The 15,193-nt window shown below is 40.3% G+C and carries 15 protein-coding genes and 1 riboswitch; of the genes, 2 read left to right on the forward strand and 13 right to left on the reverse strand.

Annotation, left to right across the window (positions count from 1 at the left end; translation table 11 throughout):
- Positions 1-69 precede the first annotated feature (69 nt).
- From ypeB to C6W21_RS06415, 12 genes are all read right to left on the reverse strand, one after another.
- On the reverse strand, positions 70-1,419 hold the full coding sequence (ypeB, locus tag C6W21_RS06360; protein WP_106049682.1) for a germination protein YpeB: 1,350 nt from the start codon (positions 1,417-1,419) through the stop codon (positions 70-72).
- Positions 1,420-1,435: 16 nt separating this feature from the next.
- Positions 1,436-2,287 (reverse strand): spore cortex-lytic enzyme, encoded by an 852-nt coding sequence (sleB, locus tag C6W21_RS06365; protein ID WP_411266024.1) that lies wholly within the window; start codon positions 2,285-2,287, stop codon positions 1,436-1,438.
- Between the two features lie 200 nt (positions 2,288-2,487).
- Positions 2,488-3,144, reverse strand: a complete 657-nt coding sequence (prsW, locus tag C6W21_RS06370) for a glutamic-type intramembrane protease PrsW (protein WP_106049684.1) — start codon at positions 3,142-3,144, stop codon at positions 2,488-2,490.
- Positions 3,145-3,299: 155 nt separating this feature from the next.
- Positions 3,300-4,271, reverse strand: coding sequence for a YpdA family putative bacillithiol disulfide reductase (locus C6W21_RS06375; RefSeq protein ID WP_106049685.1), 972 nt, complete (start codon positions 4,269-4,271; stop codon positions 3,300-3,302).
- A 123-nt stretch (positions 4,272-4,394) separates the two neighbouring features.
- A complete protein-coding gene (locus C6W21_RS06380; protein ID WP_106049686.1) occupies positions 4,395-5,669 on the reverse strand; it encodes a Glu/Leu/Phe/Val family dehydrogenase in 1,275 nt (424 codons plus the stop codon).
- A gap of 196 nt (positions 5,670-5,865) precedes the next feature.
- Complete coding sequence (locus tag C6W21_RS06385) at positions 5,866-6,447, reverse strand: genetic competence negative regulator (protein WP_106049687.1); 582 nt, start codon at positions 6,445-6,447, stop codon at positions 5,866-5,868.
- Between the two features lie 165 nt (positions 6,448-6,612).
- Complete coding sequence (locus C6W21_RS06390) at positions 6,613-7,401, reverse strand: metallophosphoesterase (protein WP_106050217.1); 789 nt, start codon at positions 7,399-7,401, stop codon at positions 6,613-6,615.
- An 86-nt stretch (positions 7,402-7,487) separates the two neighbouring features.
- Positions 7,488-7,940 (reverse strand): DUF2663 family protein, encoded by a 453-nt coding sequence (locus tag C6W21_RS06395; RefSeq protein WP_106049688.1) that lies wholly within the window; start codon positions 7,938-7,940, stop codon positions 7,488-7,490.
- A gap of 64 nt (positions 7,941-8,004) precedes the next feature.
- Positions 8,005-8,766, reverse strand: a complete 762-nt coding sequence (locus C6W21_RS06400; protein ID WP_106049689.1) for a LysM peptidoglycan-binding domain-containing protein — start codon at positions 8,764-8,766, stop codon at positions 8,005-8,007.
- Positions 8,711-9,352 (reverse strand): CPBP family intramembrane glutamic endopeptidase, encoded by a 642-nt coding sequence (locus C6W21_RS06405; RefSeq protein WP_106049690.1) that lies wholly within the window; start codon positions 9,350-9,352, stop codon positions 8,711-8,713. The genes C6W21_RS06400 and C6W21_RS06405 overlap by 56 nt, the downstream gene beginning before the upstream one ends.
- On the reverse strand, positions 9,349-10,857 hold the full coding sequence (locus C6W21_RS06410) for a RecQ family ATP-dependent DNA helicase (RefSeq protein WP_106049691.1): 1,509 nt from the start codon (positions 10,855-10,857) through the stop codon (positions 9,349-9,351). The genes C6W21_RS06405 and C6W21_RS06410 overlap by 4 nt, the downstream gene beginning before the upstream one ends.
- A complete protein-coding gene (locus C6W21_RS06415; protein WP_106049692.1) occupies positions 10,850-11,902 on the reverse strand; it encodes a YpbB family protein in 1,053 nt (350 codons plus the stop codon). The genes C6W21_RS06410 and C6W21_RS06415 overlap by 8 nt, the downstream gene beginning before the upstream one ends.
- A 267-nt stretch (positions 11,903-12,169) precedes the next feature.
- Here C6W21_RS06415 and C6W21_RS06420 point away from each other — a divergent pair, with 267 nt between their 5' ends.
- The gene (locus C6W21_RS06420) at positions 12,170-12,418 is read left to right on the forward strand and encodes a ferredoxin (protein WP_003215700.1); all 249 of its coding nucleotides are present in this window, start codon (positions 12,170-12,172) and stop codon (positions 12,416-12,418) included.
- Between the two features lie 34 nt (positions 12,419-12,452).
- Here C6W21_RS06420 and fmnP read toward each other — a convergent pair whose 3' ends face one another.
- On the reverse strand, positions 12,453-13,034 hold the full coding sequence (fmnP, locus tag C6W21_RS06425) for a riboflavin transporter FmnP (protein WP_034661112.1): 582 nt from the start codon (positions 13,032-13,034) through the stop codon (positions 12,453-12,455).
- 144 nt (positions 13,035-13,178) lie between these two features.
- A riboswitch (FMN riboswitch) is annotated at positions 13,179-13,309 on the reverse strand.
- Between the two features lie 287 nt (positions 13,310-13,596).
- On the opposite strand from fmnP, the gene serA reads away from it, so the two are divergent.
- Complete coding sequence (gene serA / locus C6W21_RS06430) at positions 13,597-15,171, forward strand: phosphoglycerate dehydrogenase (protein ID WP_106049693.1); 1,575 nt, start codon at positions 13,597-13,599, stop codon at positions 15,169-15,171.
- The last annotated feature ends 22 nt before the right edge of the window (positions 15,172-15,193 follow it).

Genomic DNA, 15,193 nt, shown 5'->3' on the forward strand with positions numbered 1-15,193 from the left:
CCTCTCCTATATTAAACCATGTATAAAACAAAAGGAAAAGGCTTATTCGCCTTTTCCTCACTTCCTTTTCTATAGGTCTTTATATATAGGTTCTGCGTTTTTTAGTTTATCTACTCGCTCTTCATTTCCAGTATCCGCATTAATGAACATTCGGTACGTATCATTTTTTATGGTTCCAAGGAACTCATAGCATAAAACTTCCTCTGACATGTCGTTTTGAACAATCGCTACATGAGCATCTTCAATTTTTACATGCTGATTCAATGTTTTCTCCGCTTCTTTTTGTGAGATTTTAGGTGCTTTTATGTCTCTTGTTTTATGATTCGTTAAATAGTCTTTTGCTGAAAATCCAACCACTTCACCATCGTCTAATGCAACCTTCATGCGTATACTATCTGGATAAAGCAGTACATTTTTTTGAAGAGGTACATAGGTAAATACACCGATATTATCAAATTGCGCGCTTTCATCTAAATGAAACGACTCTTCATCAAATCCTTGCTTCTTTAAGAAGCTGAGAGCTTTTTCTGATGCATCATTTAAACTGATTTTCTGTTTTTTTACGTCACGATTTTGAAGAAGGTAAACTGGGTGTCCTCCTTTTTCGGTCAAGTCTAAATAGAAATTCGCTTTACTATCAGGATCTGACATCGATAAGCTGTACACATCTCGATTGGTTTTGCTTCCGCTTTTTCTCACCTTAAAATGTTGATTATGATCAGGTGCAAATTGCTGGGCAATGCGTATCGCTTCTTTCTTTGAGATCTTTTTACCTTTTAAATGATTGTAGCCGCGTGTTTCTGATTCTGTCGACACATTTGTCGGACCGAGATCAACATCTGCAAATGCATCTGCATTTCTCTCGACTGTTTTCAACCCGTCAATGATGGTGTTATCATTCTTTCGGTCACCATCAGCAAGCGCCATTTCAACATCCATCCATTTTAAATTTTTATTGAGGACGAGATGCTGTACTTGTCTCAGTTCGTTTTGGATATCAGCCGCTTGATGATATAAAGACGTAATGGTTTTGTGCGTATTTTTGTTTAATGGTTCATCTGATAAGGATTTGACTGATGATTTGTAGCTAAAGTCTCCGACATTCGCCAAAAATTCTTCCGTTTTGTTAAAAGGCATTAATGTGAGCGGAAGCTGACTCACATTGTTATGAGCTTCTGATGACATTCTCCATACATCTGCAAGTGCTGGTGAAATCGACGTTTGGCTGTTCATCGCAAGCGTTGCCCCAAGTTTGTCGTGCAGCTGATCCACTTGGTACGTTAAATCGTGGAAAGCCCTTTGATAGTTGTTCTCTGCGTGCAGCAGCACTGCGTCTTTTTCTTGATGCTCTTTATAGCCCCAATAACCTGTTGAGATGACAGCAATTCCTAAAATGGCAATCAATATTCCTCTGATCATTTATTTACACCTCTTTTTATTCGCAGAAAATATGTTTCCCGATTCGTTTAATTTGTGGTCTTCCCCAAATCCATGGACTGGTTGCTGTATCAGGATTAAAGTAATAGACGGCGCTCTCAGATGGGTCCCAGCCGTTAATGGCATCAAACACAGCCTTTTTTGCAGTGTCATTTGGCGACATATAAAATTGACCATCCGCCACAGCTGTAAACGCAAGCGGTTCAAAAATAACACCTGCGATCGTATTTGGAAAAGTCGGGTTGTTCAACCGGTTTAAGATAACGGCAGCGATCGCCACCTGTCCTTCATACGGCTCGCCTCTAGCTTCACTATAAACTGCTTGCGATAAGAGCTGAATGTCATTACTAGAAAATCCCCCTGGCATGTTCGCTGCAGTTTGTTTCGGTGTTTGACTTGCTTGCTGATTGCCTGACTGATTCCCAGACTTTCCAGATGCCCCGCTTCCTCCGCTTTGACTTTTTTGATTCTCTTTTGCACCTTGAGCTGTCTTTTTCTGTGAGCTTCTTTGCGCAGGAGCTTTTGTTTGCTGATCAAGAGGCTTCCCGCCATAATGGGTAAACTGATTCCCTTTTTGCAGCTGCTGCTGAACAAAGTCTTTATAGTATTTTGTCTTTTGAACTAATAGGCTTTTTGTTTGTTTACCTACAAGTCCGTCGACCTTCTTTACACCAAATTGGCTTTGAAAGTTGCGAACGGCCCAGTACGTCCCCCAGCCATATACACCATCAATCTTGCCATTGTAAAAGCCATTGTATTGGAGCCGTGCTTGCAGCTCGACTACATCTTCTCCTGTTGCACCTCGCTGGATGACTTGACTGGTGAAGGCTTCACTTTTTTCAGCTGACATCAGTGAAGTTGCGAGTAGAACGATTGAGAAGATAAGGACGATTTGTTTCATGAAACGAGCTTTGTCCATATTTGATCCTCCTGTACTTTTGATGTTTGAATATATATTTCTTCCGATCCCTATTTTTATACATTCATCACAGGAGAGAATTGGATGAAAACAAAAAAAACGCCCTATCAACTGATAGGACGTTTTCCACATTAAATTTGCACCATTTTCACTGAACGAGCCTTTTTTGCTTTTCGCAGGCCAAACCACCATAAAAAAATCATGAATGGCAACATGATATATCCCCAATTTTTCATCCCTAACAAAATGAAGTCATACAGGCCATGAAAAAGCACAGGAAGCGTTAAAGAAAGGATCAGCCATTTGCGCTGCTCCTTTTTATCAGAGAAGCGGGCTTTCCCGATATAAAACCCCATCACAACACCGAATAAAGCATGACTTGAGACGGGTAATAAAGCACGGGTGAACGCATATTCAACCCCATGACCGACCAAATAAAGAATATTTTCAAGTGTTGCGAAACCAAGTGAGACACTTGTTCCATATACAATCCCATCATAGTGTTCGTCAAACTGGGCATGCGCATAGACGCTGACCATTAAAATAAACCATTTTAAAGATTCCTCTAAAAAGCCCGACGTCACAAATGAAATCAAGATAGGGTTCGTTGCGATATGTTCCTCTTGAAGGACATATTGAATAAACATGGTTGGAAACACAAGTATGACACCTAGCATAAAAGATCTGATGACCATGTGAACTGGCTCATTGTCGTACTGATCCTTCAAATAAAAATAACTTAAAAGTGCGATGCCGGGAGCTAAACCTGCTGAGATGATTGCGATCATAACCAGACCTCTTTCCCTACATTATCCTTCATTATCGTACCATGATTTACCCTTTTTTTATATGACTCGAGCCCATTTTTATGAAAATATTCTTCTATATAATCCCATTTTATATAAAAAAAGAACCGAATCCCTTGTAAGGATCCAGTTCTTTTTTATCCGTTCATTCTTTTGTTGATTTCTTCTGCAATAAGCCCCCCATGAAATCTCCCATTTTCAATGAAAATTTCATTGGCATTATTTCCAGCTGCAATGACTCCTGCAATGAAAATACCTTCTACGTTTGTCTCCATCGTCTGTTCATCAAATGCTGGACGGCCTGATTCTTGATCAATTGTCACACCCATTTTTTCTAAGAAAGAATGATCTGGATGATAGCCTGTCATGGCAAAAACATAATCACTTTTCACTCGCTCCGTTTGCTCTTGCTGGTTTGTAAAAATCACCTCTTCTTTTGTGATTTCCTTCACCTGCGCTCCAAACTCCATTCGAATGGTTCCATTTCTCACAAGCGCTTCAAACTCTGGTAAAATCCAAGGTTTGATGCTAGACGAATATTCAGTTCCTCGATACAGCACAGTGACTCTGCTTCCGCATTTCACAAGTTCTAGCGCTGCATCGACACTTGAGTTTTTCCCGCCGATCACGGTCGCATCTTTATCAAAGTATGGGTGTCCTTCTTTAAAATAATGATACACATGAGGAAGGTCTTCTCCTTTGACATTCATATAGTTTGGATGATCATAGTAGCCAGTAGCAATCACGACATAATCACATGAATAGTCGTCTTTTGATGTGCTCACGGTAAAATGACCCTCTTTTTTCGTCACAGCGTTTACTTTTTCAAAGGCATGTACACGCAGGCTTTTTCGTCTCACTACTTCTCGGTAATAAGAAAGCGCCTGTATACGAACGGGCTTGCGATTTTCAGTAATAAAAGCGACATCACCAATCTCAAGCTTTTCACTTGTACTGAAAAAGGTTTGATGTGTTGGGTAATGATAAATACTGTTAACGACATTCCCCTTTTCAATGACAAGTGCATCAATTCCGATTTGCTGGAATGCGATGGCAGCTGATAATCCGCAAGGGCCGCCTCCTATTATGATCGCTTTTTCTTGTTTCATTTGTTCCACTCCTGTCGTTTCAATACAATAACAATTGCTAGCTGTTTGATGATTTGTTCCATTCCATAAAAAAATCTCCTATTTAAGGATAGGAGATTTTGGGGCGCGATGCAAATAAGCCGCTTAAATCCAGCCTCTGAATCGAGAAGCTTCAGCCATTTTACGTACGCCGACCATATACGCAGCAAGACGCATATCGATGCGGCGGTTTTGCGCCATTTCATAAATATTATTAAATGATTTCACCATCATATCTTCTAAACGAGTTTCGACTTCCTCTTCAGTCCAGTAGAACCCTTGGTTATTCTGCACCCATTCAAAGTAAGAAACCGTTACACCACCCGCACTCGCAAGTACGTCTGGGACAAGCAGTACTCCTCGATCTGAAAGAATTTTTGTTCCTTCAAGTGTCGTTGGACCATTTGCTGCTTCTACGACAATTTTGGCTTTAATGTTTGCCGCGTTATCTTCAGTGATTTGGTTCTCAATGGCTGCAGGTACTAAGATATCACAATCGAGCTCAAGCAGCTCTTGGTTTGTAATGGTATCGTTAAATAATTTAGTAACGGTTCCAAAGCTGTCACGTCGGTCAAGCAAGTAGTCAATATCAAGACCATCTTCATCGTATAACCCGCCGTAAGCATCTGAAATCCCTACGATTTTCGCTCCGGCATCATACATGAATTTAGCCAAGTAGCTTCCTGCATTTCCGAATCCCTGTACGACAACACGTGCTCCGCTAATGTCAATTCCTTTTTTCTTCGCCGCTTCTTTGATGCAGATCGTCACACCTTTTGCTGTTGCAGTATCACGTCCGTGTGACCCTCCAAGAACAATTGGTTTTCCTGTAATAAATCCTGGCGAGTTAAATTCATCAATTCTAGAATATTCGTCCATCATCCATGCCATAATTTGAGAGTTTGTAAACACATCTGGTGCTGGTACATCTTTTGTTGGACCAACGATTTGACTGATTGCGCGAACATAGCCGCGGCTTAGTTTTTCAAGCTCTCTAAATGACATTTCTCTTGGATCACAGATAATACCGCCTTTTCCTCCGCCATAAGGAAGATCCACAATACCACATTTTAAACTCATCCAAATTGAAAGCGCTTTTACTTCTTTTTCAGTAACGTTCGGGTGGAAACGAATACCGCCTTTTGTCGGTCCGACAGCATCATTGTGCTGTGCGCGGTAACCAGTGAAAATTTTCACTGATCCGTCATCCATCCGTACTGGAATTTTGACCGTTAATAGACGAATTGGCTCCTTCAGCAATTCATACACTTCTTGCGGATACCCTAATTTGTCTAGCGCTTTATGTATGACGGTTTGAGTTGACTTTAAAACATCTAGCTTATCTTCTGCGTTATGAGCGGCGTTTTGATCGGCTGCCATTAAAATAAACCCCCTAGAAATCTTTCATGATCTACTGCTCCCTTTCAAGCAATAGTATACACCTTCGTACTGGTAAAGCAAAGGTAAAAAACGTTTTTTATCAAAATAAAATATCAGTGTTTATAAATATAAAAAAGGATATAAAAAAATACTGTTGTTTCATCACAACAGTATTAAATATAATAGAAAAAAGTGATTAAAAATACATTTGAATCGTTTTCACTGCATCATCTTGCATGATCACTTTTCCGTATTCTTTTAGCCGATGAATCGTTAATGTCGTAGGAGAACCAAACTCCGCTAAAATGGAAATGACGGTATCAGCAGACAGTTCTTCAAAATCATCTAGGCTGAGAAAATATTGACCTTCATAATGGTAAACTGTACCCCCTAAAAGTCCAATGCGACTTAAACTATGGGACAGTTGAATCACATCTTCAAACGAGGCAAATTGATAGAGCACATGATTACTCTCGTCGAGCTTGACTTGCATCTCAATGTAATCTTCATCAAACTCATCATCATCAGCATCTTCCTGCTGACTCTTTGTGACAATGACGACCATCCCCTGCGCCTGAAGAGAAAATACTTCAACAGCAATCGGTCCATTCGCTTCAAAACCGAGCTCCTGATTCGCTTCGTTCATCATGTCTTTAAACAGCTGATGGACTTTGAAGGTATCTTTCCAAAGGTCTTCTTTCGTAAGACCCCGGTCTGTCAGGTCATCTAGTGTGAGAAAAATTTTGATTTTATTATAATTCAGACGCTCCAGTCGCATAACGTTCCCTCCTGCCTCTTCTAAACACACATCATACTGTAGTATATGAGATGATGAGTCATAGGTTCTTAATTTTGTATTCAGTTTACACTGTGTCAAGACGGAAGACAAGCATGAAGCTATGCTTACGGTGACTTTTATGGAAAATATTGAGGGTGCAGCAAGTCATCGCGTTTTTACAGGCATTAAATAGATTAGATGCGTTTCTGGTTCTGCCCCGAGACGCATTGGAATCTTTGTTGTTCCATAGCCATTACTAATGAGAAAAAATGCGCCTTTGACCTGACCTGTTCTTCCTTTTTCATACGGACCAAATTTCCCAATTCGGATCTGACCTCCATGCGTATGACCGCTCAGAACAAGGTCGATACCCTCTTCTTCACTCATCAAATGATGTACATCTGGGTTGTGTGATAAGAGAATATTCACGTCATCTTTCACAAACTTAGATCGTATCGCTTCATAATCCGCCTTTTCAAGCCGAATGTCATCGATGCCTCCAATTTTGATTGGCTGGCCTTCGAAATCCCACACAGCCGTTTCATTTTGCAGAGTCGTGACATCGCAAGCATGAAGAATCTCTTTAAACTTCTGCTGGTGCAGCTCATGATCATTATTTCCCCAAACAAAATAAACGGGCGCAATTTTTGATAAACGTTTCACATTTTCTTCAATCCTAGCGTAGGGTACACCTTTTTCTGCTAAGTCGCCGCCTATCATAATGACATCCGGTTTTTCTTGTATGACTTCCGCTAATAATGAGTCACTAATAAGTCGCCGGTGTGTATCAGAAATAAAGAAAATCACTGCTGGTCGATCTGATTGAAGTGCTTCTATTGTAAAGTAATGCTTTTTGATGTTGTTTTGTTTTGCCGTTTTCACCATTTTTGCCGTCACACACACACCTGTTGTAACAGCCGCAATGGCGGCAGTAAATCCGATGGCATATTTCATCATAAATGGCTCCCTTGCATATGTGTCGTTCATAAGACGTTTGAATGAAAAAAGACGTTTCAACTATTAAAACGTCTTTTTTCACATTATTTACTTTCATAATAGAGATTAATGTCATATTGCTGCTGCATATAGTGAAATACCGCTTCACGCTCTTTCCACTGGTCTGATTGCGGCCATAAGTCTGTGCTTTTTTGTATAATCTCACATCTAAGCCGATGATATTCATCCTCAGCCTTTTCTTCTTTTTTCTTATAGTAATAAGATGCGTAAAAAGCAAACACCTCGGCCATCACCCAAAATAGAAAGACCTCATGACCAAGCAGTGTTGCAATCATCGCTTCCGGCTGAAGCGAGCCTCCCTTATTTGCCGTTACCACAAAATAAAACAAAAGAATCGCCAGCGACAAAAGGGCTGTCCATTGCCATCTTTTGCACTGCTTAGCAAAGCCCTCATATTTGTGCTTTCTTTTGATCAACGTTTCCATCATTTTCTGTGTCGGCTGATCCATATAGCGGCTGATTGCGTGCAATGTCATCACATACACCCTGTCCCTTTTTTCTACATATGTATGTGCTTTTTCATTCGTTCATGTCAGGTAATTAGTTTTCCAATGGAATGTTGAGTACTTGACCGCTGTATACACTGTTCCCATTTAAATGATTATAGGCTTTAATTTTCTCTTCACCCGATCGGTTTTTGTAATATTTCATCGAGATTCGATACAGGTTTTCCTCTGGGCCAACAGTGTGCTGTACGACACGAACTGGCTTTTCTTCCTGCTTCTTTTTCTCTTCGGCTTCTTTTCGTTTTTTCTCTTCTTGCTGTTTTTGCAGGGCGAGCTGCTGCTGCTCACGTTTTTTCGCTGCTGCGGCTTTTTCACGCTCTTCTTTCTCTTTAGCAGTCTTTTCTTTTTTCTTTTGCTCTGCTTTTTCTTTTGATCGCTGCTTTTCTTTTTCTTCATCTTTCTTTTTCTTCTCTTCATCAGACGCATCCGCTTTATCAGCGCCTCCGTCATTTTTTGTTTCGACAAGTGCTGACGGAACTGGGTCTGTGTCAGCACTTGAGGTTTTATCAATGTATACACCTTGATTGTTATTATCGTTGATTTCCTTTGATGTGTAGTAGATCAATAGAAAGAAAACAGTGATGACGATGATAGGAAAGATAATAGCCAATGTCGTAAACAAAGGATTGCGCACTTTTTTCGTACGCTTCTTCTTATATTCATGAAAGTCTTCTCGTGTAGGAAAGTGAGAGTCATCAGAAGGATGTACTTTTTCTTCAAGAATTTCCTCTACATCATCGTCATGGTTGTTTGTCAGCTGCTCCTTCTTTCTCTGCATTCTCGACATTTCTTCCATGTTCATCCCTCCCCTTATATTTCAAACGAATTTGACAAGCAAAGACTAAGTCAATGACAAAATGAGTCATGACAGGAACAAATAAATTCCCCGTCCACTCGTATAAAAGTCCTAAAAAAATACTAATGGAAACGACGAGGATAAACAAGAGTATTTTTGATAAATAGCGAAAGTGAAGAAGCGCAAACACGATGCTGGCAATCTCCAGCCCAAATTGCTGTTGAACGATTCCGCGAAATAGTATTTCCTCTGAAAAGGCGATGAGAAGTGCTAACCAAACAATATGCGGGATGCTTCGGTTTTTGAACATCTTTTCATTTAAACCGCCATCATCATACATATGAGCGGGAAACACCTTCATGACAATCGCATCCACAATAATGACGAGCAAAGCACCGCCAATTCCATAAGTCACAATGCGCATATCATGAATCTGCCAAAGAGCTGTAAAATCCGTCCATTGATCGAACATAAATATGCCTAGTAAAAAAGAAACGATAAGCATGAGCAGCTGCGTGAAATACAGCTGTTCTACGACTTGTCGATCGGTTAATTTTTCAATGATTCGGCGATGTTGTTCAATCAATGCTGCGCCTCTTTTTTCAGATGAAACATACGATCCAGTACGGTCTTCCAGTGTTTCATTTCATTCAGCTCCAATGATTGTTCTTTTTTTTCATAATCAGACAGGTTCAGTCCGCAAGAAGAGCAGCAATTATCAGAGGACGCGCGCTCTGTTTGATCAAGCTGTTCGTGAAAGTATGATAACAGCGATTGTCTAAAGCAGTCATGATCCATGATCCGCTCTTTAAATTGCCACACTTTTCTCAGCTTTTCTGTTTGTCTGTCCTGCAATTTTTCTTTTAGATTCATGAGGATTGCCGGGCGCTGTTCGGACTCATGCATCATGTAATAATGCGTCAGCATTCTTGCACGCGTCTCCTGAAGCCCTGTTTCCATCAATTGTTCACGTAATTTTTTTTCATCATTTGTCTGCACTTGTGTCAGTTGGGCTAAGTAGAAATCAATTTCTGGATCGTCAAAGCCTTCTGCTTGGATCAAGTGTTGCTGAATATCTGCATCCTCTTCTGTATATAAAAGAATGCTCACACTGTTTTCCCCGTCCCTTCCCGCTCTTCCAATCTCTTGCATAAACGCTTCAATCGATTGCGGCGGGCTCATATGAATCACAAATCGGATATCCGCTTTATCAATTCCCATTCCAAAAGCACTCGTGCAGCAAATGAGATCAAGCTGACCGCTGATAAATTGCTGCTGAATGAGCATACGGTCTCCTGCATCCATTCCGCCATGATAAAACTCAACACGCTGATTGGTTTTTTGTTTCATACAGAGTGCTAGTTCTTCTGTCATTTGCCGGGTCGGGCAATAAATAAGGCCTGGTCCTTGCAGGAAATCCGCAAGCTCAATGGCTCGTTTCTCTTTTGCTTCTTTCGTTTCGTGCGCTTCTTTGACTAAGGCAATGTTCGGACGGTTGACGGAATGAATATGAAAGTCTGGATGCTGTAATCTTAACGTTTGCACTGTATCTTTTAGCGTTTGTTTCGTTGCTGTTGCTGTAAGAGCTAAAGCCACAGGATGACCTAATGCTTCTCTCCATTCTCCGAGCTTTGAATATTCAGGACGGAAATCATGCCCCCATTCTGATATACAATGCGCTTCATCGACGACAAACAGACCAATACGTATCGACTTGAGCTGTTCTAGCAGCACTTCTGACATTAATGCCTCAGGTGCGACAAATAGAAATTTATATGATGGCAAACGCCGAATGATATGTCGCCTCTCCTGAAAAGACAATGTGCTGTTAAGCGCCGCCACTCGTTTTTCTCCGCGCATTTTCATTCGTTCGACTTGGTCCTCCATAAGCGATAAAAGCGGCGAAATAACCAGAACTAACCCTTCTGTCATATAGCCAGGAATTTGATAGCAAAGTGACTTCCCTCCACCAGTAGGCAGCATGGCAACCGTATCTTTTTGATGCAGTACACTTTGAATAATGTCCTCTTGACCTGCTCTAAATGTGTCGTGTCCAAAGTAGCGCATGAGCGTCTGATGAAGCTTATCCATTTGCTTTCACCATCCTTGTCAGTGCCAATCGTATTTGAAAATAAGTAAATGGATGCTCGAGTTTTTCTTTAATCAGCTTCATTTTATTTGTTTGAAGCTCTCTGGCTACAGCAAGAATCACCCGCTGCTCTTCTATACTCACATATGGATCTATTGAAAAGCTTGGCTCATGTATCGACAGCTCCACGATATGATCTTCGATCGTTGCCTTTTTTAATGAACGAATGTGAGCCATTTGTTCAATATCAAATCCTTTTTGGACAAGCTCAAGTGTTTTATGGGTAGAAGTTGTTAACACGCGTTTGAATTCAAGGTCACCTACGAGCTGCTGCAAAATCGGTGCCTCACCTTTTTGGGCAGATTGAATAAAATAATGGAGTACATTCCAAAAAAGCAGGTACACATACCACACATCTTCTTTCATCCACTCAGCCATTTGCTGATATGTACGTCCGATTCGTTCATTTGAGGTCAATGAGTAAACAAAAATCAGTGCCTCTTGATCACTTAGGCAAACAAGGAGCTTTTCTAGTTCATGATGCAGACCTTCTGAAAGCTTGCTTTTCTGCTGATGCTGTTTCAAGAAAGATTTCGTCCAGCTTTGAACCGAGACATCTCTTTGTATTGGAACATATTGATGCGATCCAGCCATATGGTGAGAAAGCACTTGTACAAGTAAAGAGAGCCTCATCCATAGCATCTTTGCTTTATCATGATATTTGGCACCATGAAAATAAGTGGGCATCGGTTTTTCAGAAAAATGCTGGTTTAGCATTCGCTGCCCTGCTTCAGTGATGCTGAATGTCTCATCATTTTTTCTAATGTAGTGCTTCTCTTCAAGCTTTAAAGCAGAACGATTCAGCTGATTCCTCGTAAACCCTGGGTAACAACCGAAGTACCTGGAAAGCTCAAACAAGCTGGCATCCTGTATGGTTTGTGATGATTTTTTTCCTTTAAAAAGATGGTAGACAGCACTAATGGAGCGTTCGCCGTTCAATTTATATACGCTGTCCATTAACATGACATCCAAATAATGAAGAGTCATTCATCCAAGCACCTGTCTTCCTGACAAAATTCGAATATTTTCTCCCTTTATTTTAACAGATTTCATACAAGAAGAAATGTTTAAACTCAATTTATGAGGGAAAGTTATGAACAAACCCTTATGTGATAAGCATTCTCAATCACTTAACAGTTGAAATGTGAATTTAAAATCATTACAATAAGGTTTGAGGAAATTGTTTTTTATCGGTGAAACTAAAAAGGGTAAACCATGTGTTCCATCGAACTATCTGGGAGGTATTTTTTTAACATGGCAAAATATACAATTGTAGACAAAGACACATGTATTGCTTGCGGCGCATGCGGTGCAGCTGCTCCAGACATTTATGATTATGATGATGAAGGCATTGCATTTGTTACGCTTGACGACAACCAAGGGACTGTAGAAGTTCCAGAAGTACTTGAAGAAGATATGCTTGATGCATTTGAAGGATGTCCAACTGACTCAATCAAAGTTGCGGACGAATCTTTCGAGGGTGACCCACTTAAGCATGAATAGTATAAAAGCCCCTTATGCAGGGGCTTTTTTTATATTAACTATTTTGAAGTCGGCGTTTATTTTCAAACCATGGACGCATTTTCACAAAAATGAAGCTAAACACGATGGTAATGATCATTCCTTTAATAAAGTTAAAAGGTAAGATCCCTGCTGTAATGGTCGTCTTGAGCGCATGATCAGATAGTTCAGGTGCGTTTAAAAACCATGTGTAAGCTGGCAGGAATAAGAAGTAATTTAAAATGCTCATCATCACAGTCATCAGTAATGTACCGATGATCATTGACCATGCCATCCCTTTTGCTGATTTAATTTTTTTGAACATAAAGGCGACTGGTAAGATGAATAATGTGCCTGCAATGAAGTTCGCGACTTGCCCAACTGGAACACCAGACATACTGCCTTGAATGAGATAATGCAGAACATTTTTTAATGCCTCAACGGCAATTCCTGCACCCGGCCCATAAATTAAAATCGCAATAATGGCTGGTATATCACTGAAATCAATTTTCAAATACGCTGGAAGCCCTGGGAAAGGGAAATCCAATAAAATTAACACGAACGAAATACTGCTGAGCATACTGGTGACGACTAAACGTTTTACTTTACTTTGATTCAATATTCTCTCTCCTTTTCGATCAAATCTTTCGAAAAGAGGATTGTTCAATTTCAGCCACAAAAAAACCGCTCATGAAAACAGGAGCGGGGAATTTGGGCTAGACAAATAAACGTGTGAAAAACCATGTTTTCAACGTTTACGAACCTCCATCTTCTCCCATCCAGACTATACTGTCGGCTTCGGAATCACACCGAATCCTGCCAAAAAGGCTCGCGGGCTTAGAGACTATGCTCATCACCGCCGGTAGGGAATTGCACCCTGCCCCGAAGATTGATCATTATTCAATTCGACATCATTATATATGATATATGAGCATTTGTACAGATAAAAATCCTGAGCAATTTCATCAGTTTTAAGAAATCGGAAAAAACTTAAAAATTATAATGACAAATGCGCAAAAATTGGTTATCTTTTGTTTAAAGGTGTCCATTCTCTATAAATACACAAAGAAATGTTCGTGTTTTCTTTTTCGCTTTACTGCTTTAATTTGATTGACACGGTGAAAAGGAATATGGTAAATTATCAGATATTTATGACGTTTATTTTAGGAGGAAATCTTACGATGTTTCGAGTATTAGTCTCAGATAAGATGAGCAATGATGGTCTTTTACCACTTTTAGAATCAGATTTTGTTGAAATTGTCCAAAAAAATGTAACAGAAGCAGAAGATGAATTACACACATTTGATGCCTTACTTGTTAGAAGTGCTACAAAAGTAACCAAAGAGCTTTATGAAAAAATGACTTCATTAAAAATTGTCGGCCGTGCCGGTGTGGGAGTAGACAATATTGATATTGATGAAGCGACCAAGCATGGCGTCATTGTCATCAATGCACCAAACGGTAATACGATCTCCACAGCTGAGCATACATTTGCCATGATCTCTTCGCTTATGCGTCATATTCCACAAGCCAATATTTCTGTGAAATCAAAAGAATGGAACAGAGGCGCATATGTTGGTGCTGAGCTTTATGGAAAATCTCTTGGGATTGTTGGACTTGGCAGAATCGGAAGCGAAATCGCCCAGCGTGCAAGAGCATTTGGCATGACAGTCAACGTATTTGACCCATTTCTCACAAAGGAACGTGCAGAAAAAATTGGTGTCAATGCCAAGTCACTTGATGAAGTACTCGAAGTATCAGATATTATCACTGTACATACCCCATTAACAAAAGAAACTAGAGGGCTTCTCAATAAAGAAACAATTGCAAAAACAAAAAAAGGCGTTCGCCTAGTGAACTGTGCGCGCGGCGGAATTCTTGACGAGGCTGACCTTCTTGAAGCGCTTGAAAGCGGCCATGTTGCAGGAGCTGCACTCGATGTATTTGAGGTAGAGCCTCCTACTGATAATCCGCTTGTAGACCATCCGCTCGTCATTGCGACTCCGCATCTTGGTGCATCGACAAAGGAAGCACAATTAAATGTAGCGGCGCAAGTATCTGAAGAAGTACTTCAATTTGCAAAAGGACTCCCTGTCATGTCATCTATTAATCTACCAGCGATGACAAAAGACGAGTTCAAAAAAATTCAGCCTTATCATCAGTTTGCAGGAAAGCTCGGACGTCTTGTCTCTCAATCAATGAGAGAACCTGTAAAAGAAGTAAGCATCTCTTACGAAGGCTCTATTTCAAAACTCGAAACATCCTTTATTACAAAAAGTCTCCTGTCAGGCTTTTTAAAAGAACGCGTCGATTCGACTGTAAATGAAGTAAATGCTGGAATGGTGGCAAAAGAACGCGGCATTAGCTTTAGTGAAAAAATTTCTTCCAGCGAATCTGGTTACGAAAACAGCATTTCTATTGAAGTCAAAGGCGATCTTTCAACCTTTACTCTAAAAGCAACCTATATCCCGCATTTAGGTGAACGCGTTGTTTCCATTAATGGATTTAATATTGATTTTTATCCAGATGGACACCTTGTCTACATCCAGCATACTGATGCACCTGGTGTGATTGGAAAGGTTGGACAGATATTAGGCGACCATGATGTCAACATTGCGACAATGCAGGTAGGACGTAAAGAAAAAGGCGGCGAAGCCATCATGATGCTTTCTTTCGACAAGCATCTTGAGGACGAAATTGTCAAAGAATTAACCGAAGTGCAAGATATTCTTTCTGTCCGCTTGATCGACCTATAAAAATAAGGGTAAACCTCATGCA

Source organism: Bacillus sp. NMCN1, assembly GCF_002998085.1.
Lineage (GTDB): Bacteria > Bacillota > Bacilli > Bacillales > Bacillaceae > Bacillus.

Bases quoted from the DNA above. Each gene is read 5' to 3' on its own strand.
- ypeB (WP_106049682.1), bottom strand. From the start codon at position 1,419: ATGATCAGAGGAATATTGATTGCCATTTTAGGAATTGCTGTCATCTCA.
- sleB (WP_411266024.1), bottom strand. From the start codon at position 2,287: ATGTCAGCTGAAAAAAGTGAAGCCTTCACCAGTCAAGTCATCCAGCGA.
- prsW (WP_106049684.1), bottom strand. From the start codon at position 3,144: ATGATCGCAATCATCTCAGCAGGTTTAGCTCCCGGCATCGCACTTTTA.
- C6W21_RS06375 (WP_106049685.1), bottom strand. From the start codon at position 4,271: ATGAAACAAGAAAAAGCGATCATAATAGGAGGCGGCCCTTGCGGATTA.
- C6W21_RS06380 (WP_106049686.1), bottom strand. From the start codon at position 5,669: ATGGCAGCCGATCAAAACGCCGCTCATAACGCAGAAGATAAGCTAGAT.
- C6W21_RS06385 (WP_106049687.1), bottom strand. From the start codon at position 6,447: ATGCGACTGGAGCGTCTGAATTATAATAAAATCAAAATTTTTCTCACA.
- C6W21_RS06390 (WP_106050217.1), bottom strand. From the start codon at position 7,401: ATGAAATATGCCATCGGATTTACTGCCGCCATTGCGGCTGTTACAACA.
- C6W21_RS06395 (WP_106049688.1), bottom strand. From the start codon at position 7,940: ATGACATTGCACGCAATCAGCCGCTATATGGATCAGCCGACACAGAAA.
- C6W21_RS06400 (WP_106049689.1), bottom strand. From the start codon at position 8,766: ATGGAAGAAATGTCGAGAATGCAGAGAAAGAAGGAGCAGCTGACAAAC.
- C6W21_RS06410 (WP_106049691.1), bottom strand. From the start codon at position 10,857: ATGGATAAGCTTCATCAGACGCTCATGCGCTACTTTGGACACGACACA.
- C6W21_RS06415 (WP_106049692.1), bottom strand. From the start codon at position 11,902: ATGACTCTTCATTATTTGGATGTCATGTTAATGGACAGCGTATATAAA.
- C6W21_RS06420 (WP_003215700.1), top strand. From the start codon at position 12,170: ATGGCAAAATATACAATTGTAGACAAAGACACATGTATTGCTTGCGGC.
- serA (WP_106049693.1), top strand. From the start codon at position 13,597: ATGTTTCGAGTATTAGTCTCAGATAAGATGAGCAATGATGGTCTTTTA.